Source organism: Rhodopila sp., from assembly GCF_035548235.1.
Lineage (GTDB): Bacteria > Pseudomonadota > Alphaproteobacteria > Acetobacterales > Acetobacteraceae > Rhodopila.
In genome coordinates this window covers 23,970-50,302 of the sequence record NZ_DASZTJ010000101.1, presented here as the reverse complement: position 1 = coordinate 50,302, position 26,333 = coordinate 23,970, and the positions used below count along the sequence as shown (strand labels likewise).

The following is a 26,333-nucleotide window of genomic DNA, read 5'->3' as shown; positions in this document are numbered from 1 at the left end:
TCCCGAACGACGCAGGCCCGAACGACGCACGCCCGAACGACGTGCGTCCCAAGAGCGAACCCGCCCAAAAGCGAACCCGCGACGCGTGAACGGCTCTCCTCATTAACCCCGAGCATCGCGGGACCAACGCTTCACGATGCGGTGACGCGTCTCAAGCCGGCTTGTACCAGGACGGCTTGCGTTTGTCCTTGAATGCGCTGGTGCCCTCCCGTCCTTCGGGCGAGTGCCGCTGGGTCCAGCCCTCGTGCGACAGCATCGATACCTGGCGCTCGTCCAGCAGCAGCCCGTTGGCGCCGAGGAAGCTGCGCTTGGTCATCGCGATGGCCGTGGGGCCGCCCAGGAAGACCGCGTCCAGGACCGATTCCAGCTTCGCTTCCATCGCCTCGGCCAGGACGACTTCGTGGACCAGCCCGATGCGTTGGGCTTCCGCGGCGTCGAAGCGTTCGCCGGTCAGGGCGTAGCGACGGGTGTGGCGCAGGCCGATCGCATTGACCATGTGGGTGGAGATCGGCGTGGGCGCGACGCCGACGCGGATCTCGGTGATGCCGAACTGCGAGTCCGGCGTAGCGAAGGCGACGTCGACGCAGCAAACGATGCCGACGCCGCCGCCGAAGCAGGCGCCATGCACCATCGCGATGGTCGGCTTCGGAAACTCGTTCAGCAACTGCATCGCGCGCGTGGTGGCCACCGAGGCAGCGTAGTTCTCGGCCGGCGGATAGGCCGCGACCTCGTTCAGCCAGCGTATGTCGGCGCCGGCCTGGAAATGCTTGCCCGCGCCGCGGATCACCAGCGCGCGGATCGCGGGATCGGGGGCGAGGCGGGTCAGGCCGTCGATCACCCCATCCAGCAGCGCGGCGTTATAGGCATTCCCGACGTCAGGTCGGTTCAGCGTGACGGTGGCGACGCCGCGGGCGTCGATGGAGAGCAGGACGGGTGAGTCGGTCATGGCGGTCTTCCGGTCAGGCATTGCCGCCCCACAGTGCCGCACTGGCGAGGGATGGCAAGGGGCCAAGGGGGAATCAACGCGGGGGCAACGCGGGGAGTCACGCGGCGAACCGCTCCAGGATGTCCCGGGGCGCCGCGCCCGCATCCCGCATCGCGCGCAGCGTCGCCGCTCGGTCGCGCTTGGCGAGGCGGCGGCCGGTGTCGTCGGTCAGCAGGTGATGATGCGCATAGGCCGGCTCCGGCCAGTCCATCAGCGTCTGCAACAGCCGGTGCAGGTCCGTGGCGGGCTGGAGGTCGACGCCCCGGGTGACCAGCGTGACGCCTTGCAGCGCATCGTCATGGGTGACGCAGAGGTGATAGCTGGCCGGCGCGTCCTTCCGTGCCAGCACGACGTCGCCGAACCGTTCGGGATGGCAGGGCAGGCGGCCTTGGCCTTCCTCCTGGTAAGTCAGCTCCGATCGTGGGGATGCCTTCAGGGCAGCGTTCATGTCCAGGCGCAGAGCATGCGGCTCTCCGGCCGCGACGCGGTCCTGCCGTTCGGCTTCGGACAGGCGGCGGCAGGTGCCGGGATACAGCGGCGCGCCGTCCGGCCCATGCGGTGCGGCGGCCGAGGCCGCGACTTCCCGCTGGATATCGGCCCGTGTGCAGAAGCAGGGGTAGAGCAGCCCCATGCCGGACAGGCGGTCGAGGGCGGCCCGGTAGTCCGGCAGGTGCTGCGACTGGATGCGGACCGGGCCGTCCCAATCGAGGCCAAGCCAGGCGAGGTCCTCCAGGATGGCGGCAGCGTATTCGGGGTGGCAGCGGCCGGGGTCGATGTCTTCCAGCCGCAGCAGGAACCGTCCGCCCGCGCAGCGCGCGCGATGCCAGCCGCACCAGGCGGAGAAGGCATGGCCGAGATGCAGATAGCCGGTGGGGCTGGGGGCGAAACGGGTGGTGGGCGGCATGGGGGTTGACCAGGTGGGGGGCGGACCATGCGGCATCGGTGCCCGTTTGTCAGCGGGCCGGACGTGCGCCCTTCCACGGGTTGACGATCTCGATGCCGCAGTTGTTGAAATCCCTGACGTTCCGGGTCGCCAGGGCGGCACCCCGGACGCGAGCGATCGCCGCGATCTGGCAATCGACTTCCGCGATTGGGCGGCCGGCGGCCCGCCGGCTTGCCGCGATCGCCGCATAGGCCTTGGCTGCGGCGCTGTCGAAGGGCAGGACGCGGCCATCGAAGTCCTGGTCGATCATGAAATCAATGCTTGCGGCCAACCGGTCGCGGCGCCTGCCGGCTGGAAGGATCGCCACCCCCGTTCGCAGTTCGGCTTCGCCCATCGCACTGAAGAACAGCTCGGCCGGCTCGTGTCGCGCGAACCAGTCCAGGACCGCCTGGGCAGGCTCCGGCCGCATCAGTTCTGAAATCACGTTCGTGTCGATCAGGATCACGAGAAGGACGGAGGTTCGCGCATCGGTCCGCGTGTAGGAACTTCCAAGTCGACACCACCAACGGTGGCGAAGCGGGCATGGATCGTCTGGCCGAGATTCCTGGGCGCCGTGACACCGACCGCCTGGCGCAGGATGTCCCGAACCTCCTCTTCCATGGATCGGCCGTGTTCAGCGGCGCGCACGCGCAGGCGGCGTTTCAGCCCTTCGTCCAGGTTGCGGATCGTAATGCTTGCCATAAAGCGTCCATTGCCGATATCGATCGCAGATTAAGCAATGATAGCATTGCTTTCAAGATCAGAGGCCGTCCTGCTGCCGCGACCGTCAGCCCGTACGTGGGAGGTACTGGCAGGACCTCGTATTGTAGGCGATCGGGATGGATCCCCGTGTGCTCGTCTAGACGTTTTGCATGGGCAAACCGACGATTGTCTTCGGGACAGGGTCGGCGTCGCCAAGCTCACGGTCTTCGGTCATCGCAGTGGCGCCGATCCAAGAGCATGGCGTTGGAGGGGCTGGACGTCAGCGTCATCAGGGACGGGTGGTGTCTCGGGTTGAATATCGGCTCCCGACCCGGGCCGGTCGCCGCAGCCACGCTGACGACTGCCGGCCATCGCAGGGCTGAGAATCTCAGCAGCAAATATCTTGCGCGCGTTTAGTCAGAGGCTTGGCCGGCCAACGGATTCGTCCAGCCCCGGAGTTGACAACCGTGCCATCGTCTCGGGATAGGCAAACATGCCGGGCAAACCGCCCGTATGGATCCAGACGACGACATCATGCGCGGCGAAGCGGTGCCGGCGTGCGAGCCCGATCAGTCCGGCCATGCCCTTGCCCGCATAGACGGGATCGAGCGCCAACGCCTCGGTGCGTGCTGCGACCCGGATTGCTTCCTCCGTCGTGGTGTCGGCGACGCCATAGGCTCCCGCACTCCACCCCGCGGCGATTTCGACATGTTCGTCGTGCCAACGCTGCTCGATCCCTAGCAGCGCTGCCACCTCACGACCGGTCCGGCAGACATCGGCTCTGACGCGCTCTGGCTGTGCGTCTACATCGACGCCGATAACGCGGGCGGAATGCTTGAGGGCCAACAAGCCCGCAAGCAGTCCAGCCTGTGTGCCTGCGCTACCGCTGGCGTGGACGATCCACGCAACATCGGGCAGATCGCGGACTATCTCTTGCGCCGCGACCACGTAGCCCATGGCGCCACGCGCGTCCGAAGCGCCGTACGGAACGAGGTAAGGCCGCCGGCCTGCCGCCTTCAACGCTTCGGCGATCTCGCGCAGCCGCCGATTGCGATCCTCATCCCACGGGATGTCATGGATGACCGCGCCGAACAATCGGTTCAGCAACAGGTTGCCCGTTTCATCGTAGCCGGGTTCGGTCCGCGCCAAGCGGCCGCGCATGATTCCGAGATGGCATTCGATGCCAAGCTTTGCGCAGGCTGCCGCAACCTGGCGCGCCGTATTCGATTGCACGACGCCGCCACACACGACGCAGTCCGCGTCTTCCGCCAAGGCGGCTGCCAGATCGAACTCCAGCTTGCGGACTTTGTTGCCCCCGACGCCCAACCCTGTGCAATCGTCACGTTTTACCCAAAGGGACCTGAGTCCCAGGATCTCTCCCAGCCGTGGCATCGGCTCCATTGGCGTTGGCAGGTGCGCCAATCGCACACGAGGAAACGTGCTGATGGCGGATGGCAATTCGGTCATGGTTCATTCCACCTGCGACTGATGCCGCACCTTACTCGTTCCGGCGATGGCTGAGTCTGCCTTTCGGGCAAGCCCCCTTCCAACCCGGCGTGCTACTCTCGGTCTAAGACAGCCACGAACGAATGTCCGCTTCAGGCAACGCCGAGCTTTACGCAGATGGCCGCAAAACTACCCGTGCCGCAAATTCAATCTGGGACCCTGCCCAGCGACGACCACGCTGGCCGAGACTCCAGCTCCCACGCTAACCTTCCGCCATGAAATTCCTCCACGCGGCCGACATCCACCTGGATAGCCCGTTGAAAGGGCTGGCCAGCAACGACCGCATCCCGGGGGACATCACCCGCCACTGCACCCGCCGCGCGTTCAGCAACCTGATCGACCTCGCGATCGCCGAGGACGTCGCCTTCCTCATCATCGCCGGCGACCTGTATGACGGTGACTGGCGCGACTACAGCACCGGCCTGTTCTTCATCCGGGAGATGCACCGCCTCGCCCGTCCGTGCTTCCTGATCCGCGGCAACCACGACGCCAGGTCGCTGATCACGCGGAACCTGACGCTGCCGGACAACGTGCGGGAATTTTCCTCCCGCGCCGCGCAGACGATCCACCTGCCGGAACACCGCGTCGCCCTGCATGGCCGGTCCTTCCCCGACCGGACGGTGCCCGAGGACCTGTCCGTCGCCTATCCCGACCGCGTCCCCGACTGTCTCAACATCGGCCTGCTGCACACCTCGGCCGAGGACCCCGCCGGCGAGCACGACACCTACGCGCCCTGCCGGATCGAGGGGCTGATCGCCAAAGGCTACGACTATTGGGCGCTGGGCCACATCCACCAGCGTGCCACATTGCATCCGGGCGAGCCGTGGATCGTCTTCCCCGGCAACCTCCAGGGCCGCCACGCCCACGAACCGGGCGGCAAGGGTGCAACGCTGGTGACGGTCCGCGACGGCGCGATCGTCGGCGTGGAGCATCGCGACCTGGACGTGCTGCGCTGGGCCGCCGTCGACGTCGACTTGACCGATACCGAAACGATGGCCGAGGTCGCGGCGAAGCTCCGCTTCGAGTTGGAGGCCGCGACGCGCCAGGCCGACGGCCGCCCGCTGATCGTCCGCGTGACCCTGACCGGCGCCACCGCCTGCCACGGCGCGCTCGCCGCCGATCCGCACGCCATCGATGCGGAGACCCGGGCGGCGGCGGCCGGGATCTCCGGCATGCTGCATGTGGAGAAGCTGCGCCTGCGCACCACACCGCCGCCACGCCTCGCATACCAGGACGACGATCTGGCCGTGCTGCGCCGTACCTTCCTGGACGCGCTGGACGATCCCGACATCGCCCGCAGGCTGCTCGCGGAGTTCGCCGCCCTCGATGGCCTCGTCCCCGCCGCCGACCGCAACCGCGCCCGTCCGCCGCTCGACGCGGACCAACTCCGCGCACTGGCCGGGGACGCCTGGGCCGTCATCGAGACGCGCCTGGCCGAGGACGCGACCAAGGGGGCGATATGAGGCTGCGCCGTCTGGTCCTGGCCCGATACGGCCATCTGGCGGACCAGGAGATCGCCTTCCCCGACGCGCCGGGCCTGCACATCGTGCTCGGCTTGAACGAGGCGGGGAAGTCAACGGCGTTGTCCGCCATCGGCGACGCCCTGTTCCGCTTCCCGCACCGGACGCCGTATGACTTCCTGCATGCGACGCGCGAGTTGCGGATCGGCGTCGAGCTTCAGGCGCGCGACGGTCGCCGCGCCACGTTCTTCCGCCGCAAAGGGCGCAAGGACGACCTGTCGGACGCTGACGACAACCCGGTGGCGGAAGCCGCGATCGCGGCGTTTCTGGGCGGCGCGACCCGGGAACGGTTCGACGGCGTCTTCGGCCTGGACGGCGCCGCCCTGCGCGCCGGCGGCTTGGCGATCCTGGAAGGGAAGGGCGATGCCGGGTCGGCGATCATGGGCGCCTATACCGGCATGCATGATTTCCGCCGCCTGGCCGACCGCCTGGACGTCGAGGCGGGCCGCCTCTACGGCGACCGCAAGGGCAACCGCGCCTTTCATGATGCCTTGGGCCACTTCCAGGAGGCGCGGAAGGAGGCCAACGAACGCCGCGTCGACCCGGAGGCGTTCAAGGCCGCCGCCGCCGAACGCGACCGGCTGGAACAGGCGCAGCGCGACAACGCCGTGCGGCTGGCGGCGCTGCATGCCGAACGCACCCGGCTGGACCGGACGCGCCGCACCACGCCCCTCCGCCTGCGCCTGGCCGAACTGACGGCTCGGTGCGCGGCACTGGGCCCCGCGCCTGACTTGCCCGAAGACGCGGCGCGGCGCTTTGCCGCCGCCATCGCCGCGCGCGACGAGGCCACCCGCGACCTGGAGCGCCTCCGCCGACAGGCGGCGGAACGCGACGAGGCGCTGGCGGCGCTGCCGCCACCCGATCCGGTGCTGGGCGCGGCCGAGGCGATCGATGCGCTGGCCAAGAGCTGGGAACGGATCGCCGCGGCCATGAACGACCGCGAGGCCTTGGCCTTGGCCGCCGCGCAGCATGCCGCCACGATGGAAGCGGAGGGTGCGGAGCTCGGCCTCACGCGCGATGCCGATGCCCTGGCGGCGATGCGCCCCTCCTCCCTGGTGCGCGAACAGGTGGTCCAGGCCGTCGCCGCGCATGACAAGCTGCTCGATCGCCGCCAAGCCACCGCCGACCGGGTGGCGGAGACCGAGGACAAGCACCGGGCCGCCCGGACCCGCTTCGAGGCTCTGCCCGACGTTGCGGCCCCAACCGCGCTGCGCGGCGCGATCGAGCGGGTGCGGGAGGAAGGCCGCCTCGACGCGGCGCTGGCCGAGGCGGAGCATCGACTGGCGGCGGCGCGGGCGGATCGGGACCGGGTCCTGGCGGGCCTGCCCTTATGGACCGGGGACGCCGGCACGCTGGCCGCGATGCGCGTGCCGCTGGCCGCCGAGATCGACCGTATGGCGGTGGCGCTGGACCGCTGCCGTGCGGCGCTGCGGGACCGGGATGCGGAACTGGGGCGGCTCGACCAGGAACTGGTGCGACTGGCGGCCGAGGCGCGGGCCAGCGGCGAGCTGCCGACCGTCGCCGCCATCCGGGCTGCCAGGCAGCGGCGCGACCAAGCCTGGGCGCTGATCCGCCGCGTGAATCTGGAGGGCGGGACGCCGATCACCGACGGCGAACGCGAGATCCTGGGACCGGACAGCGCCGCCGGGTTCGAGGCGCTGGTCCGTGCCGCCGACGCACTGGCCGACCGGCGCGCGCAGGAGCAGGAGCGGGTGGTCGCCGCGGAACAGCGGCAACGTCGCCAAACCGAACTGCAGGCGCTGCGGGTGGCCGAGGCGAAGCTGCGGGGGGAGGCCGCGGACCGTTTGGCGGAAGCCGAGGCGGCCTGGCTGGCGCTGTGGCGGGACACAGCCGTCGAGCCCGCGGAGCCGGCAGCCATGAAGGAGTGGCTGACCCGTCGTGACGCGGTGCTGACTTTGCACCATGCCGCCCTGGCTGCCGCACGCGACCACGATGCCCTGCTGGTTCGCCATGGCCTTGCCCTGGATGCCCTGGCGGCCGCGTCCGATGCCCCCACGGTCGCCGCACGCTTGAAGGCCGCTGATGCCCGGTGCAAGGCGCTGGAGGCGGAGGTTGCGGCGCGAGAGGCTGCGCGGGCCGAGGTCGAGCGTGCGGAAACCGATCTCCGCAGGGCCCAGGCCACGGCGTCCAGGGTGGAGGCGGAGCTGGCGGACGTCCGCGCGGACTGGGGCGCGACGGCGCTGGCCTTGCCGCCGGACACGCCGGCGTCCATGGCGCGCGTAGCGCTGCGGCTGTGGCAGCGGATCGACGACGCGGCGCGTGACCGGCAGGCGGCGCGTGACCGGATTGCGCAGATCGCCGCCGCCATCGACCGCTATGCCACGGACACCGCGGCCGTCATCGCGCGGGTTGCCGGGGACCTGGCAGGCGAAGCGCCGCTGGATGCCGTCCGCGCATTGGCGGACCGGTTGGACGCCGCTCGGCGCGTCCACGACACCCGGACGCGGCTGGTGCAGGAAAGCGGGAAGGCGCGGGCCGAGACCGATCGGCTGGCGCAAGGACAAGACGCCGCCGCTGCCGTCGTGGCGGCGCTGTGCGCGCGCGCCGGCGTCGACGATGAGGACGGGCTGTGCGCGGCGATCGAACGTGCCGGCGCGCTGCGGGCCGTGCGCGATTCGATCCGGCAGGCCGAAGCGGACCTGCGCAAGCAGGACGACGGCAAGACGCTGGCCGAGCTGGCGGGCGAGGCCGAAGGTGTCGATTTCGACTCCATCCAGGCTCGTATCGTCGGTATCGAAACCGAGATTGCGGCCTTGGACGCGACCGGCAAGGCGGACCTGGAGGCGTTGCTGCGCATCCGCGGCAACATCGCGGCGATGGAGCAGGGGCATGATGCCGCTGCCTCGGCGCAGGCGATGGAAACGGCGCTGGCGGATATCGACGACGTGGTGGTCCGCTATCCCCGGCTGCGCATGGCGCAGGTGTTGTTGCGTGCCGGGATCGAACGGTTCCGCCGCGAGCAGCAGGGACCTTTGCTGGCGCGTGCCGGTCAGATGTTCGCGCGGCTGACCGAGGGACGGTACGATCGGCTGGAGGTTGACGAGGGCGAGGACGGCAAGCCCTTCGTCGTCGCGCGCCGGCCGGACGGGATCGGTTGCCAGGCGCATGCGTTGAGCGAGGGTACGCTGGACCAGCTCTACCTTGCGCTGCGCCTGGCGGCGATCGAGACCGAAGCGCAGGCGACGGAGCCGCTGCCTTTCATCGGCGACGACCTGCTGGTCAATTTCGACGATAACAGAGCGCGGGCCGCGTTGCGGGTCTTGGGCGATTTTTCGCGGGTGACGCAGGTGATTTTGTTCACCCACCACGACCATATCGCGGCGATGGCGGAGCCAGGCCTGGCATCGGTGCATCGCATGGGCACGCCTGTTCCGGTGTCATCATGACATGGTGATCGCGTCGATCTCGGCATCGCCGTAGCCGGCTTCGGCCAGGATTTCCCGCGTGTGCTGACCGAGCGTGGGCCACGGGCGGTGGATGTTGGCCGGCGTGTGCGAGAAGCGGGCCGGGATGGCGGGGATGGTGACGTCGCCTTCCTGGGGATGCCGGTGCCGCTCGAAATAATTCGTTTCCTTCAGGTAATCGTCGGCGAACAGGTCTTGCAGGCTGTTCGCCCGGCCGCACGGGATGTCGGCTTCGCGCAGGATGGGCAGCCATTCGGCGGTGGTGCGAAGCGTCATGCCCTCGGTCAGCGTGGCATAGACGGCGTCGATGTGAACCGACCGGGCGGCGAGGGTGGCGAAGCGGGGATCGTCGATGAGGTCGGGCTTGCCCATCGCCTCGAACAGCTTGCGCCATTGCTGGTCGCTATGGGCGATGACGCTGATATAACCGTCCTTGGTGGCATAGGGGCGGCGGTTCGGGGTCAGCATGCGGGGGTAGCCCAGGCCCTTTTCCGGTTCGCCGAGGGTGCCTGCCCAGAGGTGCTCGACCAGCATGAAGGAGAGGATGGTCTCCATCATCGGCAAATGGATTTCCTGGCCCTGTCCGGTGCGCTCGCGCGCGAACAGCGCCATGCCGATCATGGAGGCGAGTTGCGCGCCGGTCAGCTTGTCGACCAGGACGGACGGGAAGTAGCGGGGTGTCCCGTCCGGGCCGGCGTTCAGCGCCGCGACGCCGGAGACGCCCTGGATCAGGTCGTCATAGGCGGGCGCTTCCTGAAGCGAGCTGCCTTTGCGGAAACCGCTGGCGGCGGCGTAAATCAATTTCGGATTGCGGGCGGCGAGCGTCTTGTAACCGAGGCCAAGCCGGTCGGCGGCGCCGAGGCGCATGTTGTGGACGAAGACGTCGGCGGTCTCGACAAGGCGCAGCAGGGCCTGATGGGCGGCAGGCTTCTTCAGGTCGAGGACGAGGCTGCGTTTGTTGCGGTTGAGATTGGCGAAATAGGCACCCATGCGCGGGGTGCGGCCGGGGCCGATGTCGCGGGTGGAATCTCCCTGCAGCGTTTCGACCTTGATGACGTCGGCGCCCATGTCGCCGAGGGTCTGGGTGCAGAACGGGCCGAGGACGACCGTCGTGATGTCGATGACCCGAACGCCGGTGAGCGGGCCGGTGGGGGTGGATTGAGACACGGCGGCTTCCTCCTGGTACATTGGCGGAAGATTGCCGTGTGCGGGGAAGATGGCAATACGGATGATCCGCGGATCGGGAGCATGGTCAGGGGGGCCGGAGATGACCGGCGCGCGTCACGATGCCCAGCTTCCCCGAGTCGCTCCGACGGGGCCTGATGAAACCCCGTTATCTATGCGTATTTCAAGGTTTTCGCCCGTACCGTTATAAATGTAACGATGTTGGGCCGGTCGGCCAGTGCGGGCGAAACGCTCATACGCCGCCATGTTCGAAAACGTCGACGTCGTCGTGCCGACAAAGATCGGGGCATCAACGGCGATTTCAAAGTCCAGCATCGACAATTGCAGAGAGATGTACCGGGTTAGGATGTCCGGAACGAAATCGGACTTCCAATAGACCTGGAACCCGAAGCGGGAGGCGATCTCCTGTCGAAGCTGGGTCTTCGGAATGGGAAGGCCCGCTTCGTCGTTGACGAGATAGACCCCTGGCCGGGTCTCAGCCGCCAGGGTGCGGCGCACCTTACCGAGGATATCCACCAGGCCGGGCACTTGATCGGGGGTTCGCGGCGACGTCGGAAGGGCTTTGCCGATATGCGTCATCCAGTCTTGTTCGACCCTGCATTGCAGCACCACGGAAATCCCGCGATGGGCCATGCCGCGGGCAATCGCCCGATGAGCATCGGAATGGGCGATACGGGCCTTGAGGGCATTGAAGAATCCCCGTGTGAAAGGACTGCCCGCCGGTCCGATCTTGTAGAGATCGTCGGCACCCTTGTGGAAATAGGTCCACCCGCCCACCTCCCCGTCCGCCGGACTGTCGACCAGGCCGATGCCTTCCGATTTCGCGAAAGCCCTCATGGCACCCAGATCGTAGAATTGACCAAGGGCGACGTGCGCCCGGAGTGGTGGCGTCATGCCCCGCGCCCGGGATGCGACATCCGCTTTATACGTCTCCTGCGAGTGCAGGAAGAGATCAGGCAGGCGGATGGGCCTTCCCTGCTCCTTGGCCGCCATGAACAGACCGAGCAAGGTGAGTTTTTGATTGTTCAGGCCGCCGTTGTTGTAGAGATAGCCCAGCGCTTCGTGGCCCAGGGCCAGGGTCGCGACGGCGGGCGCAGCCAATTCAGGTCCGGCAGGAACCGCGGGACCGGCAGGTGCCTCCTCGAAACGGTCCGCACGGGTGACCGCGCCTTCCGCCCGGCCCGGGTCTTTCGTTTCGATGACCGCCTTGTCCGCCGGCCCGCAGCCGGCCGTTGCGACTCTGACGAAAGGCCCCTTGAAGGTTCGCGCCGAGAAGACGTTTTCCCTGCCCGGCCGGTTCGTCGATAAAGGGAAGGGAATTGGAGCGTAGGCGTCGAGAACCACATGCTCGACCACAAGCTGCCGATTCAGGAGCAGGGGGAGTACGCCGGGCGAGGCCGAAAGCTCGACCGCCGCCCGCACCAGCGTGCCCCAGTTGGCCGCTGCGGCAGCCGGATCCGCCCCCTCACTCGCGGGCCTGGCTAGGAAAAGCCCATCAGCCGCCACGACGACACCGCGGCTGAGGAGGGGCAATCGGGACGAGACAAACAGCAGACGCCCCCGGCCATGCCGGCGGATCGCGGAGAGCAGCCGGAACGCCGTCTCGGGTTCATGGTCGGTCGGCAGCGTGCTGTGATAGACGAAGAAAGCGCGATCGTCCCGCAACCAGCCAAGGAAGCGCGTCTTCAGGTCCTGAAGCCGGTCGATCAGCCGGTCCGATCCTCCGCGGCCGTCGGGGGCCTCGGCGATGTCCGCGTGAAAGCGGAAACCATAGACGCGGCATTCGACGACATATGTCGTGCTGCCCTCGGTCCGGAGGATGCGATAGAACCCGGACCTGAACATGCCGTCGAAGCCGGCCTCGATGCCCCGTATCATCGACTCCGGATCGGGGACCGTTGCACGGTGGAACAGACCGGCCGGTATTCGGCCGCCGACGGATTGTTGGACAAGGGCAAACTCCTGAGAGTCGCCCAGGCTTTCCACGCACCTGAGCGCTTCGCTCGGCGTCATCAACTGACCCGGAGAGAAGCGTTGCTCAGCCAATGGACGGCACCGTCACGCACCACGCGGGGGCGGCCGGCTGTTCCCACGCACGAGATCGAAATCGTTTCCGTGCATGATAGGGAACGTTACGTCGCCGCCACCACCTGCCGCATGATCCCCAGCGCCTCCTCGATCATCGCAGCCGAAACGTCCAGATGCGTGCAGGCTCGGCCGCGATACGGACCGGAGATCGACACCGTCACCCCGTGCGGCCGCAATCGCTGCGCGAACGCCGCCGCCGTCAGGCCGGTGCCGGTGGTATCGAAGAACACCAGATTGGTTTCCGGCGTCTCCACGGTGATCCCGGGAATCTGTGCCATCCCCCGCGCCAGCGCCGCCGCGTTGGCGTGATCGTCGGCCAGCCGCTCGATATTGTGCTGAAGCGCGTAGATGCAGGCCGCCGCGTTCATGCCCCCTTGGCGCATCGACCCGCCGAGGCGCTGCTTCCATCGCCAGGCCTGGCCGATGAAGTCCTTCGGTCCCGCCAGCACCGCCCCGAGCGGCGCGCCCAGGCCTTTGGTGAAGTCCAGCCACACCGTATCGACATCCGCCGTGACGTCGCGTGCTGCCACTCCCAGCGCCACCGCCGCGTTCAGCACCCGTGCGCCGTCCATGTGGACCTTCAGCCCGTGGGCGTGGGCGGTTTCGCCGACGGCGCGCAGCCCCCCGATCGTCCAGCAGGCGCCGCCGCCCTTGTTGGCGGTCTGCTCGACTTCCACCAGCGTCTGCGGCGGCGCGTACCGCGATACCGGAGTGATGGCCGCCTCCAGCGTCTCGGCCGAGAAGATCCCGCGCTCGCCCGGCAGTCCCTTGATCATCACCCCGGCGATGGCGCCGGGGCCGCCGGCCTCGCTGTTCTGGATATGCGCGTCCTCGTGCGCCAGCACCTCATCGCCGGGGCGGCAATGCGTCGCCAGCGCCACCTGGTTGCACATGGTGCCCGACGGCATGAACACCGCCGCCTCTTTCCCCAGCAGCGCCGCCACCTGGTCGCACAGCGCCCACACCGTCGGATCGGACCCGCCCTGCTCGTCACCGACATCGGCCGCCAGCATCGCTTCCTTCATCGCGCGCGATGGCCTGGTGTGGGTGTCGGAATAAAGGTCGATCCGGACGGGGACCGAGAAATCGTCCCGCTTGGGTTCAAAGCTCATGGTCGGCACCTGTCCCCGCTGCTTGGCCCTGCTGCCCGTTCCTGCGGCGTGTTCCTGCTGCCCCCGGGCAACCCTGTTCCTACCGGATCGGGTGTTGCCTGCAAAGCGGCGGCGTCGGATGCTGGCGGTATACCAGCGCGAGAGACACCGGCATGAAATTCTCCAACTTCCTGTTCCCCGACAGCCTGACAGCCGCCGACGACGGCCGCGTGATCGACGAGACGATGCAGGAAGCGAGGCTGACCGACGAACTCGGCTACGACGCGATCTGGCTCGCGGAGCATCATTTCGACGGCATCGTCGCCTATGTCGATCCGATTGCCTTCGCGGCGGCGCTGGCCGTGGCGACGAAGCAGGCGAAGATCGGTTTCGCGGTGGCGCAGATGGCGCTGCACCATCCGGTGCGGTTCGCGGAGCAGATCGCGCTGATCGACCATCTGTCCAAGGGCCGGCTGATCGTCGGGCTGGGCCGCGGCACCGCCTATAACATCTACGACTACCAGGGCTATGGCATCGATCACACCAAGGCGCAGGAAATCTTCGAGGAAGCCGAGGCGGTGATGTTCGAGGCCTGGAAAGGCCGGCCCATGCAGCACAAGGGCCCGCATTTCAGCGTCCGCCTGCCTGAACTGCGGCCGGGCACCTACACCAAGCCCCACCCTTACGTGATCCGCGCCGCCGCCAGCGAGCACGGCATGCTGGAGATCGCCGGCCACGGCAAGCCGTTCATGATGAACGTCCAGAACAACGCCACCACGCTGGCGCGCATGGCGCTCTACAAGCAGACGCTGCGCGGCCTCGGCCTGGATGAGGCGACCGTTGCCGCCCGTACCGCCGAATGCTGGGTCTGGCGCAACGTCTACGTCGCGGACACCGATGCCGAGGCGGAACGCGTCGCCGTGCCGGCCTTCATCAAGATGCACGAACACCGCGTTGCCATGCGCCAGCGCATCTACGAAGAGCAGGGGGTCTCCATTCTGCCGATGCCGGCCCGCGACGCGCCGCCGCCCCCGCACGCCTCGATCGAGAACGGGCTGGTCCACGGCTCGCCCGCCACGGTCGCCGAGAAACTCGCCCCGCTGGCCAAGGCCGGCATCGGCGGCGTCATCATCCAGTTCCGCCTGGGGACGATGCCGTATGAGCAGGCGGCGCGAAGCCTGACGCTGTTCCGCGACAAGGTCATCCCTGCCTTGGCGACCCAGGAGACCGTCGCGGCATGAGCGACGAGGCCGGATCGCCCTATTGGCGGCGGAACCTGTGGGTCTGCGCGTTCGGGTCCTTCACCACGATCGTCGCCATGACCCTGCTGCTGCCCTTCCTGCCGATCTATGTCGAGCAGCTTGGCGTCACCGACCATGCCGAGATCGCCGAGTGGTCGGGCATCGCCTACGGCTCCACCTTCCTGACCGCGGCGCTGACGGCGCCGTTGTGGGGCCGGCTTGCGGACGCCTATGGCCGCAAGCTCATGCTGATCCGGGCGAGCGCGGGCATGGCGGTGGCGATGTCGCTGATCGGATTGTCGCAGAACGTGTACCAACTGGTGGCGATCCGGCTGCTGGCGGGACTGCTGGGCGGCTATTCCTCCGGCTCCATGACGCTGGTCGCCAGCATGACGCCGAAAGTGCGGACGGCCTGGGCGCTGGGGGTGCTGTCGATGGGGATCATGGCCGGTAACCTCGCCGGACCGCTGATCGGCGGTGCGCTGCCGCAGTTGATCGGTATCCGCATGACGTTCTTCGCGGCGGGGGCGATCATCTTCGTGACGTTCCTGGCGACGACCTTCCTGATCAAGGAAGAGAAGCGGCCATCGCGCAAAGCCGGTCAGAAACAGGTCGGCGGCTGGGCGTCGGTGCCCGACAAGCGGCCGGTGGTGGCGATGCTGGTCACGGGCATGATGCTGATGATGGCGAACATGTCGATCGAGCCGATCATCACGGTCTATGTCCAGACCATCGTGCCCGACCCGGCGCAGGTCACCATCGTCGCCGGCGTCGTGATGTCGGCGGCGGCGCTGGGCAGTATCATCTCGGCGTCGCGCCTGGGCCGGCTTGCCGACCGGATCGGGCACTGGTCGGTCATCATCGGCTGCCTGCTGGTCGCCGCCGGGCTGCTGATCCCGCAGGCTTTCGTTACCGCCGGCTGGCAGTTGATCGGGCTGCGGTTCCTGATGGGGCTGTCGCTGGGCGGGTTGCTGCCCTGCGTGGCGTCCGTGATCCGGCACAACGTGCCGGAGCGCAGTACCGGCTCGATCCTGGGGCTGTCGACGTCGTCCCAATACGTGGGGCAGGTGACCGGGCCGTTGCTGGGCGGGTTCATCGGCGGGCATATCGGGATGCGGGCCGTGTTCCTGGGGACGTCGGTGCTGATGGCCTGCGGGGCGCTGTATGGCTGGATCGCCAAGCCCCGGCGGGCGACAACGGAGGTGTTGGCGGAATGATCGGGACCGAAACCATCAGCGGGCTGCGCGTGCATGTCGTGCAGATCCCCGCCAGGGCGACCCATTCGCACGGGATCGGCGACGTCTCGGTGGTGCGGACGGTGCTGCTGGAACTGACGACCGCCGGCGGCCTGACCGGGTGGGGCGAGGCGTCGCCGTGGCCCGCGTTCTCCGGCACCGCGGAGGCCACGGTAGGGGCGCTGCATGGGCATCTGCGCCCGGTGCTGATCGGCGCCGATCCGATGCGGATCGAGCAGATCATGGCGCGCGCCGACGCGACCGTGGTGGGCTGCCCGGAAGCGAAGGCGGCGGTGGAGACGGCGCTGCTGGATATCGCCGGGAAGATGGCCGGACTGCCCGTCGCCGAGCTTCTGGGCGGGCGGTGCCGGGATGTGATCCCGCTGAGCTTCTCGGTCGCCAATCCGGATTTCGACGCCGACCTGGAAACGATCGCCGCACTGTGGGCCGACGGGGTGCGGCTGTTCAAGATGAAGACCGGCTTCGCGGAGCATCGGTTCGACTTGATGCGGCTGGAGACGCTGCGCGGCCTCTATGGCGACGCGATCGACCTGCGGATCGACTACAACCAGGGCATGAAGCCGTATGAGGCGGTGCGACGGGTCCGCGACCTGGAGGTCTTCCGGCCGACCTTCATCGAACAGCCGGTGCCTCGGGCCGACCTGGCCGCGATGGCGGAGATCGCCCGCGTGCTGGACACGCCCTTGCTGGCCGATGAGTCCGTGTTCAACGCCAGGGAGGCGCTGATCGGGGCGCAGATGCGGATCGCCGACCTGTTCAGCCTGAAGATCATGAAGAGCGGCGGATTGCGACGGGCGCTGGAGGTCGCGGCGGTGGCCCGAGCGGCGGGGATCGGCGTGTACGGCGGGTGCATGTTCGAGACCGGGGTGGCGCACCTGGCCGGGACGCACCTGATGGCGGCGGTGCCGGACCTGACGCTGGGGTGCGAGTTCTATATGTCCACCTATTACCTGCAGGAGGACGTGCTGGCGGAGGCGTTCCCGGTGCGGAATGGGATGGTGGCGGTGCCGACCGGACCGGGGCTGGGTGGGGAACCGGATCCGGAACGGTTGGGCCGGTGGACGGTGGAGGCGTGGGGGTAGCGGCGCGTCTGCTCACGCGTCACCGGACGACCCGGCGGGGCGAGGTGGGCTTGACGAGGCGGAAACATCGAACTCGCCGACCCACGGCCGCCTTGTCCCGCTCAGATGCCAGGCGCGGGCCTTGTCGTAGCCGAGAGGCGGATAGGGGATATCCTGGACAACGAGTTGTCCTTCGTGTTGCCCGTGGCAATGCGCGTATCGCCCGTGCGCCACGACCGTCAACCCACCATTCCGATGCACGACCCGAACAAAGCCGTCCGACGGGTGGAATATCCCACCGACCGCAGTCCCGGGCGGGCGGTGCCGCACCAGAAGATATTCGCTTTCCTCTTGCTCTTCGGTGGCTGTTCGGGCCGCGAGCACGGCAAGGTATGTCCGAACCGGCTGCAATCCGACCGGGGCCAGGTCGGGTGTATCTATTTTGATATTCGTTAACGACAGGGAGAGAAAATCACCATTTTCACCCCAACTCGAAACGATAACCCACTGAGATTGACTCGCCTCGATTGTCAGGAGACTATTATAGTCGCCAAATGCGAGATCGGTTGCCAATGCTGCGATGAAGCTGGCGTGAACCACAACCGTCCTTGTGTATCTTACAGCCGGAACAACTCCGACCCGCACATTGGGGAGCAAAGGGTGTGATTGTAGCGTGATTTGCAGGAAGATCGATTTGGCACCGCAGCTTTCTGACACTGACGTCGAGCAAGACAGGATCATGCGAGCAACATGAACCTAACGCTGCCAACGCAAGCCGTTGCGGCCTCCCGAAACACGGCGCCGCGGCTTGCGATATCGGTACTGGGCCCCATGCGCGCCATCGCGAAGGGACGTGATGTCCGTTTGCGGAGCCGCAAGGCACGCGCCTTGCTCGCCTATCTTGCGCTGACCGAAGGGCGGCAGGAAACCAGGGAGCGTTTGGTCGGCCTGCTCTGGAGCGAGTCGGAAGAGGCGAAAGCACGCTCCTCGCTTCGGCAGGTCCTGCATGAACTGAGCGAGGACCTCGAGGCCGCCGGCTTCGGGGGATTGGAACGCGGCCGCCAGCGCATCGCGCTTGGCGAGGAAGGCCTGGAGGTGGACGCCCAGGTATTGTTGGAGGTGGCACAGGCGAACCGTCTGCATCCCAAGCTGATCGACGAGCCATTCATTTCCGATTCTTATCTACGCGACCTTGACCACGTTGACCCCGCCTTTTCGGTTTGGGCCAGGGCTCGGCGTCAGGGATTCCATGACCATTTGATACGATGCCTCGAAACGATTCTCCGCCTGGGACCGGAGCATCGGGACCTTCGCCGCGAATGCGCCCAGGCGATCCTGAACCTCGATCCGACCCATGAAGGGGCATGTCGTGCTTATATGCGCCTGAGTGCGGAGATCGGCGACGTCGTCGCGGCGCAACGGGCCTATAAGACGCTGTGGGACGTTCTCGACACCGAATACGATGCGGAACCATCGCCTGAAACCATAGCGCTGATCGCCGAGATCAAGCAGGGCCATATCGAACCGGAGCCGCAGCCTCCGCCCTCGGCGAAGGTGCCGGACATTTTTCCCGAACCGCCGCAGGTCCGCGTCGAATTGCCGGCTTTGCCCTTCGACGCGGATGCACGCCTGGCGCTGTTGATCGAACCTTTCGGGATGATGGGCATCGAGCCCGACAGCCTCCATCTGGTCGAAGGGTTCCGTCACGACCTGATGGCCTGCCTGGTCCGGTTCCGTGAATGGTTCGTCGTCGCTGGCTCCACCCTCTCGACAGACGGGGTCGTGGAAGGCCGCGTCTCCGCTGCCTATTGTGTCGCCGCGACGGCATACCGCGCCGGCGAAGCCATTAGCCTGGTGCTCACTCTGCGCGAATTGGCGAGCGGCATCCACATCTGGAGCGACCGTTTCTTTCTGACCCTTTCGAACTGGTTCGAGTCGCAGCAAGAGATCGTCCGTCGGATCGCGATATCGCTCAACGTGCAGGTTTCAATGGGCCGCCTGAGCCGGATTTCCGGTGAGCCGGTCGTTTCGTTGGCAGTGTACGATCTATGGCTGCGCGGCCAGGCCGCCTTGAATCGTTTCAGCGCAGAGAACTGGACGACGGCCGCGCAAATGTTCACCGCCGCCATTCAGCGCGAACCGAATTTCGCGCCCGGGTACAGCAGCCTGGCCCAAATGAACAACATCGCTCATTTCATTCATCCAGGCGTACATCGATCGGCGCGCAACGAGCAACGAACCCTCGGCCTGGCGCAGAAGGCGGTCGCTCTCGATCCGATGGATTCCCGATCGCAGTTGGCACTGGGCTGGTCGCTGGCCATGGCGAAGAATTACAGGCAAGCCGCCGTGCACATGGAGCTTGCCCATCAGTTGAACCCGAGCGATTCCTGGGCGCTGATCTCCAGCGCGCTGTGCCTTGGTTATTGCGGCAATGTGGAGCAAGCGGCGCGCCTCGCCGCGCGATCCCTTGACTCGACCTTGGCGCCAACTCGACTCCACTGGGCGTATAAGGCGCAGATCGCGTTTCTTCAGTCTGACTACGCCGAAACGATTGAGGCCATAGACCACGCCCAGGACGTCATGCTCGGCATGATCGCGTGGCGCGCCGCCGCGCTCGCGCATCTGGGTGACACGTCCGAGGCACGGAAATCCGGGATCCGGTTCCTCAACCTTGCAAGGTCATCCTGGGTCGGTGACGAGCCACCCACCGACCCGGCAATCGGCCGCTGGCTTCTGCACATGTTTCCGATCTCCGACCACGGGATCTGGGAGCGGCTGCGCACCGGTCTCGTTGCCGCAGGCATCCCTGACGGCGGGGCACGGCATCACGGTTGGTAGTTGCAACGCCGGGCAGACACCCGTCACACAGCCACCCGGATTGCCGCGCGCTACGATCACCGAAACGATTAAACATCCGCTCGGACACGCCGTGTGCTCGGGCGAGCCCGTGCCACGTTTAGCGGCTGCATGCCAAGGCATACACCATGATCCCCACGCAAACTCGCCCTGCCGTTTCGCGGAAGCGGACAGAAGAGGTCGTTGCGTGGGGCTGTTGGCGTCACATGCAGCTTCCGATGCTGTAGTCTCCGACTCGTTCCTTCTGCAACTTCAACTTCTGCGCCAAGTTCTCCGGCATCTCGCAATTGAGCGGGGCATCCGAATAGAACCGAGGCAGGCTGTAGTTGCTGCCGGCCGCCATCTCATCCTGCGCCGCTTTCGCCATCTCCGGATCGGGCAGCCGGACATAGCGGCGCGTGCTTGTGTCGCGCACGAAAACCACCTCCTGAACCGTGTCAGGAAAGATTACGCCGGCACCATCCGTGCCGATCTGCTTGTGCCCGTCGGCCTGAGCCGGAAATACATAGCGCCACGTACTGTCATCGCTGTACGCCGCGCCCGGCGGGGTCGCGGCCCCGGCCGCCCAGGACAGAACAAGGCTACCCCAATCCTCGTAGCTGCCGGTGACCTGAACCGGGACGAATGGGGTCTGTACTGCTGCGATTGGCATCCGTGCTTCTCCTTTTCCGTTGTGTGCTTGCTTTGTCCGACGCCTACAGCAGCGACAGAAGGCTCATCTCTTGAGTCTCCGTTTTTGCAAGGCATCTATTGATGAAGCTGATGACTGTACCCAGCGTAAGGGGTTCCTTGTCGAACGCCGTATCAGCGGCGAACCCTGCGTGCAGGGATTCCAGCTGGTCTGAAAGCGAGCCAGGTCGTTTCTCGACGTCCAGTTGGTTGCGCAGTTCCCCGAACAGCGTCTCGGCGACCAAAATCGAGCCGAACCGTCCCAGTCGGCAGCCCACGCTCTCCGGGTCTTGCCATGCATCGAACAGCACGAAGAACGGCAGTGGCGGATCCGCCGCGATCGCCGCGATCTCCTGCTTCTTATCCTGGTCCGAGAGACCGTCCCACGGTCCGGCGCTGCCGCCTGGAAAATCCCCCTGCGGCAACCAGGCGGCGATCGCCTCAACCCAAGCTTTTCCCTGCAGCAACGGTGATTCGTCCACGATCCCCCGCAAGTCGGGATGACGCCGCATTGCCTCCAGCAAATCATTGACCCGCCAAAGATTTGCCAGTTCAGCGCTGATCAAGTCCCGATAGAACATGCCACGGCCCGAGGATGGATCGATCGCCCCGAACTCCGGCCCGAACAGCGACAATGGGCACCTAGGCCCGATGCGCCGGCTCAGATTGATACGTGCGGGGTCCGTCGAGCCGGGAATGTTGATGAAATTCGACCACTGGACCAACCAACTGCGATCCATCGGTTGCATGTGGACATTGCGGGCTGACGAGAACCGCTCCAGGGCGTCGCGTAGAAACAATCCTATGGATGGCGTACTCTCATTGATCTGATAGGCCTCCCGGACCATGGCGTGACCGAAGCGGAAGGCTCCGTGCGAGAATTCCAGCGGTATGCCCGCTTTCCGCGAACCGGCGAGGCTATCGAGCACAGGTCCGGTCGTTCCCATGTAAAACTCGTACACGGCCGGATGCAGCAGCCGCCTCAAAAGGTCGTCCCGTACCAGACGCCGGTAAATCAGCGTTGTCGCCGCACGCGCCTTGTTGAAAAGCGCCGTCGTGTCATGCGTGAAGCTGAACATCGGGTCGTCGGCGTTCACCGGAACCTGACGATCGATGAAGATGTTGTGCAGATGGCAGAACACCATCGTCAGTTGCGAGATCAACGCGTGATCGTCATTGCGCTGATCCGCCACCAACGCCTCGGTCAAGCCGGGGAGGTCGTGCAGGGCATTCGACACTTTCACCCGGGCTATGTCGCGGAACGGACAGATCTTCGAACCGTCCGGCAGCGGGATCGGTCCCGACCGTCCAATCTGCAGCTTGCCCCGGCTTAGATCGTTGTCGTCAGCCGGAGCATAGATGATCGGGATCTGGTTGGGTCCGGCGCCATACAACGCATCCAGCCGCAGGCGCGTCGAGCGATCGTTCTGCGTCTCGGTCTCGAGCTTCTCCACTGCCCAGAACTGGTTCCGTGTCGAGACCATGTCATGCGCGACGAACTGCGAGAAATAGGTATAGCCAGATGGTATATATGGATTGTCGGCATCGTCCGGCCGCGGCTTCGTAATGAAGTCGCCGGCCCGCGGCAGGTTCGTGGGCGCCGCTCCCCAAGGAAGAGACGCTGTCATGCGCAGCTCCAGCCGAGCGGCATGTTCGGTTTGCGCCTGGCGGTCAGCGAGGGGAGGAGGCTCGCTCTTGTCGTCCAGCACGTAGTGTCTGAAGCCGATTGGCTCGTCTGCTGCCTTCACCTGGATCACGGCATCACGGTGCAGCATTTGCCCACCGCGCGGCCGCACCGGTCCGCCCCCATGGTGCCCCATGTCAGTTCCCCGCTAACGCGATCCCCCTTAGTCGCGCGAGCGTGAGCGTATCGTGAGTGAAAAGCAATCGAGACAGCAAGGTCACATCAGCGGAATGCCGTGCGTAAAAACGTCGCCCCCGCCGGTCCGTTCGATCGCGGTCCGCAACCGATCGCCGACCAGCTGCGACGGCTCCTTTTCCAGTGTGGGGCACAGCACGCGGACCACCGGGATACCAAACCGCTTTCGCGTCAGGTCAATGGCGAAGGCATCAATGCCATGGCTTTTGAGGTGCTCAAGCAGCACCCGAAGCGCCGTCGCAACGTCGCTCGCATCGGTATTGAAAAGGTTGTCCACGCGCGGGGGAAGCGGGTGAAGCAGAAGACAGTCTTCAACGGGCAGTTCATGCCGGCGCCGAAGGTGGGCCAGGTCGTGCGCGTTGAGCGCCCCGTCGCCGCTTTCAAGCCGTTTCGCCGCCACGACGTGATGGGCGAGTTCCGCTTGGCACATTTCGAGCACCGCGGCGTCCGCAGCACGAGCCAGGCTCAGCCGCGCCGCCACTCCGCACGCAAAGTCGCCCCCTTGCTGTCCGACGGAAACGGCAACGACGCACGGCACTCCAAGGTCGCTCGAAATATCCAGCACCCAGCATTGCCGTCGCTGGCCGGCACCTCGCGCTGAACCAAGCAGGCTGGTAACGCGCCGTGCTGCTTCACTGTCCATCGGAACGGCATGGGCCCGTACGCCACCACGCCACCAAAGGGCCGCTGCGTCACGCTCAATCAATTCCAGCAGCGCGCGCAGCGTCGCGGCCTCATGCGACGTGCCGGCGGAACAGCCGATGCTCAGTGGCCAGGGGGGCGCCGGTTGCCCCGCGCCGCGCCGCAAACAAAGACTTGCCGGAAAGGAAGTCCGAGCGCCGTCGAGCAAGTTCTGCGCACCGATCTCTTCCTGCCCACCATCCTCGCCGCACTCCACTTGCGACAACAATTCGACCGCTTCTCCGACGCAGCCTTCGAAGGCGGCACGAAATGTCAATCCCACGCCTGACGACGAGAATCGAGGCTGCCCCGTTCCGCCGGGAGCAATGTCGCCAGGATCCGCTTGGGCACCGAAGAAGGTCAGTCCCGGCGCATCCGGGGACCTGAGCTGAAACAGGCGCGCAAACCCCGAAGCTGCCTGCAACAGCTTCGCGCGGTTGTGCTTATCGGCGACGTCCGCCTCGTCGAACTCCAAGGCTCGCAACAACGATTGAATCGTCTCCGATTGCCGAGCAAACGCCTGACCTTCAATCAGTACGCGAGCACACTCTTCCAGTATTTGCTCTTGCATGCCCGCCCCCAAAACCAGCCTTCCATCCACAAACAACCTGAAAGCGACGCCCGCCCACGCCTTCACCGTTGCACATTGCGTCGGCGGCGGTCGCGGGCTGCCGCGTCTTGCCGGGAGCTTGACTTTGGGCGGCGCGTATTTGATGCCGCCGCCTATCCCTTTTGACGAGCGACCGGGTGACCGTTCCCTCCGACAAAGACCCTTATTGAAACGCCCGCACCAGTCGCCCCCAATCTTCGATCGCCCCTTCGTGTCCCGGCACCACCGGGATCACCAGTTGCGACAGCCCGCCATCGCGCATTGCCTCCATCCGCTGCTTCAAGTCCTGCTCCGTGCCGGTGAACGTCGTCTGGCGGATCAGCTCCGCGGTGACGAACCGCTCCTCCTCCGGCTTCACTGCCAGGCAATGGCCGGTGTGGTTCAGCAGGTACCGCGCATCCGCCGGTTCGAACCGCCGCGCCGCCTCGATATAGCCCTGCAGCGTCTCCTTCACGCTATCCGCCACCGGGGAGGTGTTCATCCACCCCTCCATATCCAGGTCCGCCGCTCGGTGCAGCAGCACCGCCGCGCGCGGCCCTGCCTCGGCACGCACCCGTGGGCTGTCCAGCGTCTCACCGTCGCGCAGCACGCACCCCCAGACCCAGCCCGAGGAATACAGGTCCGCCGTGGCACGGCCGCTCTCCGTCCACGTTTTCTGCATCCCCCGCAGGCCGGCGAGCCCGTCGTCGACCCCCGACATCACCATCTTCCAGCCCGCGCCATGCCGCGCCACCATCTGACGCCCTTTCGGGCCGAGCGCGGAGATATGCAGCCGCACCGGGTCCTTGATGTTGATCAGGCCCAGTTCCGGGTTCAGGAACCGAAGCTTCTTGCGGACGCCGGGATCGACCTCGGCCTCGGTCGTTTCGCCGTTCAACAGGGCGTAGACGACACGGATATACTCTTCCATGTCCGCCAGCTTCATCGCCCCGAGACCCATCGCCCGCCGCGCGGAAAACCCGGTGCCAACGCCGAAATCGATCCGCCCCGGCGCCATCGCGTTCAGCGTCGCGAACCCCGACGCCGTCACGGCGGGGATCCGGTTCGTCGGCACCAGCACGCCGGTGCCCAGCCGGATCCGGGACGTCTTCAGCGCAGCAGCCCCCATCGCGACGAACGGGTCGCCTACCAGCATCTGCGTGTCGTAGAACCAGGCGTGGGTGAATCCCAGTTCCTCCGCCCGCTGAGCCACTTTCCAGCTATCGCCGGACGTCGGAATGCCGATGCCGAATTCCATGATTGTTGCCTCCCGCAGTTCCGGCCAGCGTATCGCGCCGCCCAAACCGGTCAATCCTGATTCGGTTGATCCCAATCCGGTCAATCAGGATCGCTCGAGGTGCAGATCGTGTCTCGAATGACAGATAATTCACCGCCGTGGCTGGGTCGCGTATGCCACATACAACAGGTCGTGACGGTGTGCTCACTGACCGCTGACACAGTGGTCGGTACAGATCGGCCGCTAAAGGGGGGATCATGTTCAGAGGCTTCGTTCTCGGAATCGCCGTCGTCCTGATTGCGGGCGCAGTCTGCGGTTACCTGGTGATTTCCAACGGCATGGTTCCCGCGGCTTCGCTGGACGGCAAGCCTCTTCCGCTGGAACATTGGGCGGCGCGCACCTCGCTGCGGGCGACCCTGGCAGCCGAGGCGCCCAAGGGGCCGAACCCGATGCCGCTCAATGAGGAAAATCTGATGGCCGGCATTACGCTGTATGGGCAGAACTGTGCGATCTGCCATGGCTCGGCCCAGGGCGAGTCCGCCGCATCGCCGGTCGCGCGCGGCGAGTTTCCGCGCCCGCCGCAGATGGCAACCGATGGCGTGGAGGACGATCCCGAAGGATGGACCTATTGGAAGATCGAGAACGGAATCCGCTGGACGGGCATGCCGGCCTGGAAGGGCGTACTGACCGACAAGCAGATGTGGACGCTGGCACTTTTCCTGAAGCACATGGACAAGCTGCCAGCGGCGCCGGAGCAGGCCTGGAAACAGGTGAAGAACTGATCGCGGCCGTTGCCAGCCGTTAGGGCGCCCGCAGCGCGCGGCCTCGGCATCAGGTGGCAGAGGCCGCCAATGACAGCGTTGTCAGCGTCTGCTCGATAGCGTCCCCGGCGCCGAGCAGCACTGACGTCGGGTCCCATGTACCGTCGAGGAATTGCCGCCGACGGCCCTCCGCTAGCGTGACCGGGAAGCTTTCATTCCCTGCCGACACTGTCAGCATTGCCAGATCGATCGTGAATCGTGTCGACGGCGCTGCCTCGTTTATTCGCTGCATGATCGAAACAACACTGTCGGACGCCTGGACACAGGGCATTCCCACAGACACACAGTTGCCGGCGAAAATCTCGCCGAACGATACTCCCACGATGGCCTGAAATCCAAACCGCCGCAGCCCCTGCGGCGCATGCTCCCGCGACGAGCCGCAACCGAAATTCCGGTTCACCAGCAGAATGGACGCGCCGGCGAACCGCGGATCGTCGACCGCGTGCCGGCGCTGCCGCAACCGCGCCGCTTCCCGGTTGTCGGCGAAGACATGCGCTTCCATGCCCCGGAACGTGATCGCCTTCAGATAGCGGGACGGCAGGATCTGGTCCGTATCGATGTCGTCGCCGCGCAGCGTCATGGCGCGGCCGGAGACCGACACGATGCGCGGATCGTCGGA

General features: G+C 66.4%; 21 protein-coding genes. 7 read left to right on the top strand and 14 right to left on the bottom strand.

What is annotated here, in order from left to right:
• Nucleotides 1–151: 151 nt before the first annotated feature.
• From VHB27_RS08735 to VHB27_RS08715, 5 genes are all read right to left on the bottom strand, one after another.
• A complete protein-coding gene (locus VHB27_RS08735) occupies nucleotides 152–946 on the bottom strand; it encodes an enoyl-CoA hydratase-related protein (protein WP_325599328.1) in 795 nt (264 codons plus the stop codon).
• A 97-nt stretch (nucleotides 947–1,043) separates the two neighbouring features.
• The gene (gene gluQRS, locus VHB27_RS08730; protein ID WP_325599326.1) at nucleotides 1,044–1,889 is read right to left on the bottom strand and encodes a tRNA glutamyl-Q(34) synthetase GluQRS; all 846 of its coding nucleotides are present in this window, start codon (nucleotides 1,887–1,889) and stop codon (nucleotides 1,044–1,046) included.
• Between the two features lie 49 nt (nucleotides 1,890–1,938).
• Entirely contained in the window at nucleotides 1,939–2,373 is a 435-nt protein-coding gene (locus VHB27_RS08725; RefSeq protein WP_325599324.1) for a type II toxin-antitoxin system VapC family toxin, read from the bottom strand.
• Nucleotides 2,370–2,609 carry a FitA-like ribbon-helix-helix domain-containing protein gene (locus VHB27_RS08720; RefSeq protein WP_325599322.1) on the bottom strand — a complete coding sequence of 80 codons (240 nt, stop codon included), beginning with the start codon at nucleotides 2,607–2,609 and terminating at the stop codon, nucleotides 2,370–2,372. Before VHB27_RS08720 ends, VHB27_RS08725 begins: the two co-directional genes overlap by 4 nt.
• A 417-nt stretch (nucleotides 2,610–3,026) precedes the next feature.
• On the bottom strand, nucleotides 3,027–4,076 hold the full coding sequence (locus tag VHB27_RS08715; protein ID WP_325599320.1) for a D-cysteine desulfhydrase family protein: 1,050 nt from the start codon (nucleotides 4,074–4,076) through the stop codon (nucleotides 3,027–3,029).
• A gap of 254 nt (nucleotides 4,077–4,330) precedes the next feature.
• On the opposite strand from VHB27_RS08715, the gene VHB27_RS08710 reads away from it, so the two are divergent.
• Nucleotides 4,331–5,578 carry a metallophosphoesterase family protein gene (locus VHB27_RS08710; protein WP_325599318.1) on the top strand — a complete coding sequence of 416 codons (1,248 nt, stop codon included), beginning with the start codon at nucleotides 4,331–4,333 and terminating at the stop codon, nucleotides 5,576–5,578.
• On the top strand, nucleotides 5,575–9,042 hold the full coding sequence (locus tag VHB27_RS08705) for an AAA family ATPase (protein ID WP_325599316.1): 3,468 nt from the start codon (nucleotides 5,575–5,577) through the stop codon (nucleotides 9,040–9,042). The genes VHB27_RS08710 and VHB27_RS08705 overlap by 4 nt, the downstream gene beginning before the upstream one ends.
• Here VHB27_RS08705 and VHB27_RS08700 read toward each other — a convergent pair.
• The 3 genes from VHB27_RS08700 to VHB27_RS08690 form a co-directional block, all read right to left on the bottom strand.
• Entirely contained in the window at nucleotides 9,037–10,227 is a 1,191-nt protein-coding gene (locus VHB27_RS08700; protein ID WP_325599314.1) for a CaiB/BaiF CoA transferase family protein, read from the bottom strand. The two genes, VHB27_RS08705 and VHB27_RS08700, sit on opposite strands and share 6 nt — an antisense overlap.
• 114 nt (nucleotides 10,228–10,341) lie before the next feature.
• A complete protein-coding gene (locus tag VHB27_RS08695) occupies nucleotides 10,342–12,291 on the bottom strand; it encodes a hypothetical protein (protein ID WP_325599312.1) in 1,950 nt (649 codons plus the stop codon).
• 86 nt (nucleotides 12,292–12,377) lie between these two features.
• Nucleotides 12,378–13,445 (bottom strand): threonine aldolase family protein, encoded by a 1,068-nt coding sequence (locus tag VHB27_RS08690; RefSeq protein WP_325599310.1) that lies wholly within the window; start codon nucleotides 13,443–13,445, stop codon nucleotides 12,378–12,380.
• 152 nt (nucleotides 13,446–13,597) lie between these two features.
• Here VHB27_RS08690 and VHB27_RS08685 point away from each other — a divergent pair, with 152 nt between their 5' ends.
• From VHB27_RS08685 to VHB27_RS08675, 3 genes are read left to right on the top strand one after another with little or no spacing between them, the layout of a single operon-like run.
• Entirely contained in the window at nucleotides 13,598–14,665 is a 1,068-nt protein-coding gene (locus VHB27_RS08685; RefSeq protein ID WP_325599308.1) for an LLM class flavin-dependent oxidoreductase, read from the top strand.
• The gene (locus tag VHB27_RS08680; protein ID WP_325599306.1) at nucleotides 14,662–15,882 is read left to right on the top strand and encodes a multidrug efflux MFS transporter; all 1,221 of its coding nucleotides are present in this window, start codon (nucleotides 14,662–14,664) and stop codon (nucleotides 15,880–15,882) included. Before VHB27_RS08685 ends, VHB27_RS08680 begins: the two co-directional genes overlap by 4 nt.
• Complete coding sequence (locus VHB27_RS08675; protein WP_325599304.1) at nucleotides 15,879–17,003, top strand: enolase C-terminal domain-like protein; 1,125 nt, start codon at nucleotides 15,879–15,881, stop codon at nucleotides 17,001–17,003. Before VHB27_RS08680 ends, VHB27_RS08675 begins: the two co-directional genes overlap by 4 nt.
• Before the next feature lie 12 nt (nucleotides 17,004–17,015).
• Here the strand turns inward: VHB27_RS08675 and VHB27_RS08670 are convergent, their stop codons facing one another.
• Complete coding sequence (locus VHB27_RS08670; protein ID WP_325599302.1) at nucleotides 17,016–17,723, bottom strand: hypothetical protein; 708 nt, start codon at nucleotides 17,721–17,723, stop codon at nucleotides 17,016–17,018.
• 90 nt (nucleotides 17,724–17,813) lie between these two features.
• Between VHB27_RS08670 and VHB27_RS08665 the strand changes: the two genes are divergently transcribed.
• Nucleotides 17,814–19,820 (top strand): BTAD domain-containing putative transcriptional regulator, encoded by a 2,007-nt coding sequence (locus tag VHB27_RS08665; protein ID WP_325599300.1) that lies wholly within the window; start codon nucleotides 17,814–17,816, stop codon nucleotides 19,818–19,820.
• 220 nt (nucleotides 19,821–20,040) lie between these two features.
• Here the strand turns inward: VHB27_RS08665 and VHB27_RS08660 are convergent, their stop codons facing one another.
• The 4 genes from VHB27_RS08660 to VHB27_RS08645 form a co-directional block, all read right to left on the bottom strand.
• A complete protein-coding gene (locus tag VHB27_RS08660; protein WP_325599298.1) occupies nucleotides 20,041–20,490 on the bottom strand; it encodes a hypothetical protein in 450 nt (149 codons plus the stop codon).
• A 43-nt stretch (nucleotides 20,491–20,533) separates the two neighbouring features.
• Nucleotides 20,534–22,282 carry a hypothetical protein gene (locus VHB27_RS08655; protein WP_325599296.1) on the bottom strand — a complete coding sequence of 583 codons (1,749 nt, stop codon included), beginning with the start codon at nucleotides 22,280–22,282 and terminating at the stop codon, nucleotides 20,534–20,536.
• Between the two features lie 126 nt (nucleotides 22,283–22,408).
• Nucleotides 22,409–23,638, bottom strand: a complete 1,230-nt coding sequence (locus VHB27_RS08650) for a YcaO-like family protein (RefSeq protein ID WP_325599294.1) — start codon at nucleotides 23,636–23,638, stop codon at nucleotides 22,409–22,411.
• Between the two features lie 202 nt (nucleotides 23,639–23,840).
• On the bottom strand, nucleotides 23,841–24,914 hold the full coding sequence (locus tag VHB27_RS08645; protein ID WP_325599292.1) for an LLM class flavin-dependent oxidoreductase: 1,074 nt from the start codon (nucleotides 24,912–24,914) through the stop codon (nucleotides 23,841–23,843).
• Between the two features lie 236 nt (nucleotides 24,915–25,150).
• Here VHB27_RS08645 and VHB27_RS08640 point away from each other — a divergent pair, with 236 nt between their 5' ends.
• The gene (locus VHB27_RS08640) at nucleotides 25,151–25,675 is read left to right on the top strand and encodes a c-type cytochrome (protein ID WP_325599290.1); all 525 of its coding nucleotides are present in this window, start codon (nucleotides 25,151–25,153) and stop codon (nucleotides 25,673–25,675) included.
• A gap of 49 nt (nucleotides 25,676–25,724) precedes the next feature.
• Here the strand turns inward: VHB27_RS08640 and VHB27_RS08635 are convergent, their stop codons facing one another.
• A complete protein-coding gene (locus VHB27_RS08635; protein ID WP_325599288.1) occupies nucleotides 25,725–26,315 on the bottom strand; it encodes a 3-isopropylmalate dehydratase small subunit in 591 nt (196 codons plus the stop codon).
• Nucleotides 26,316–26,333: the final 18 nt, after the last annotated feature.

What these genes read in the sequence shown, in the direction of transcription:
- VHB27_RS08735 (WP_325599328.1), bottom strand. Translation starts at nt 946, where the DNA reads ATGACCGACTCACCCGTCCTGCTCTCCATCGACGCCCGCGGCGTCGCC.
- VHB27_RS08710 (WP_325599318.1), top strand. Translation starts at nt 4,331, where the DNA reads ATGAAATTCCTCCACGCGGCCGACATCCACCTGGATAGCCCGTTGAAA.
- VHB27_RS08720 (WP_325599322.1), bottom strand. Translation starts at nt 2,609, where the DNA reads ATGGCAAGCATTACGATCCGCAACCTGGACGAAGGGCTGAAACGCCGC.
- VHB27_RS08645 (WP_325599292.1), bottom strand. Translation starts at nt 24,914, where the DNA reads ATGGAATTCGGCATCGGCATTCCGACGTCCGGCGATAGCTGGAAAGTG.
- VHB27_RS08670 (WP_325599302.1), bottom strand. Translation starts at nt 17,723, where the DNA reads ATGATCCTGTCTTGCTCGACGTCAGTGTCAGAAAGCTGCGGTGCCAAA.
- gluQRS (WP_325599326.1), bottom strand. Translation starts at nt 1,889, where the DNA reads ATGCCGCCCACCACCCGTTTCGCCCCCAGCCCCACCGGCTATCTGCAT.
- VHB27_RS08705 (WP_325599316.1), top strand. Translation starts at nt 5,575, where the DNA reads ATGAGGCTGCGCCGTCTGGTCCTGGCCCGATACGGCCATCTGGCGGAC.
- VHB27_RS08685 (WP_325599308.1), top strand. Translation starts at nt 13,598, where the DNA reads ATGAAATTCTCCAACTTCCTGTTCCCCGACAGCCTGACAGCCGCCGAC.
- VHB27_RS08675 (WP_325599304.1), top strand. Translation starts at nt 15,879, where the DNA reads ATGATCGGGACCGAAACCATCAGCGGGCTGCGCGTGCATGTCGTGCAG.
- VHB27_RS08640 (WP_325599290.1), top strand. Translation starts at nt 25,151, where the DNA reads ATGTTCAGAGGCTTCGTTCTCGGAATCGCCGTCGTCCTGATTGCGGGC.
- VHB27_RS08655 (WP_325599296.1), bottom strand. Translation starts at nt 22,282, where the DNA reads ATGCTGCACCGTGATGCCGTGATCCAGGTGAAGGCAGCAGACGAGCCA.
- VHB27_RS08680 (WP_325599306.1), top strand. Translation starts at nt 14,662, where the DNA reads ATGAGCGACGAGGCCGGATCGCCCTATTGGCGGCGGAACCTGTGGGTC.
- VHB27_RS08715 (WP_325599320.1), bottom strand. Translation starts at nt 4,076, where the DNA reads ATGACCGAATTGCCATCCGCCATCAGCACGTTTCCTCGTGTGCGATTG.
- VHB27_RS08650 (WP_325599294.1), bottom strand. Translation starts at nt 23,638, where the DNA reads ATGCAAGAGCAAATACTGGAAGAGTGTGCTCGCGTACTGATTGAAGGT.
- VHB27_RS08665 (WP_325599300.1), top strand. Translation starts at nt 17,814, where the DNA reads ATGCGCGCCATCGCGAAGGGACGTGATGTCCGTTTGCGGAGCCGCAAG.
- VHB27_RS08690 (WP_325599310.1), bottom strand. Translation starts at nt 13,445, where the DNA reads ATGAGCTTTGAACCCAAGCGGGACGATTTCTCGGTCCCCGTCCGGATC.
- VHB27_RS08660 (WP_325599298.1), bottom strand. Translation starts at nt 20,490, where the DNA reads ATGCCAATCGCAGCAGTACAGACCCCATTCGTCCCGGTTCAGGTCACC.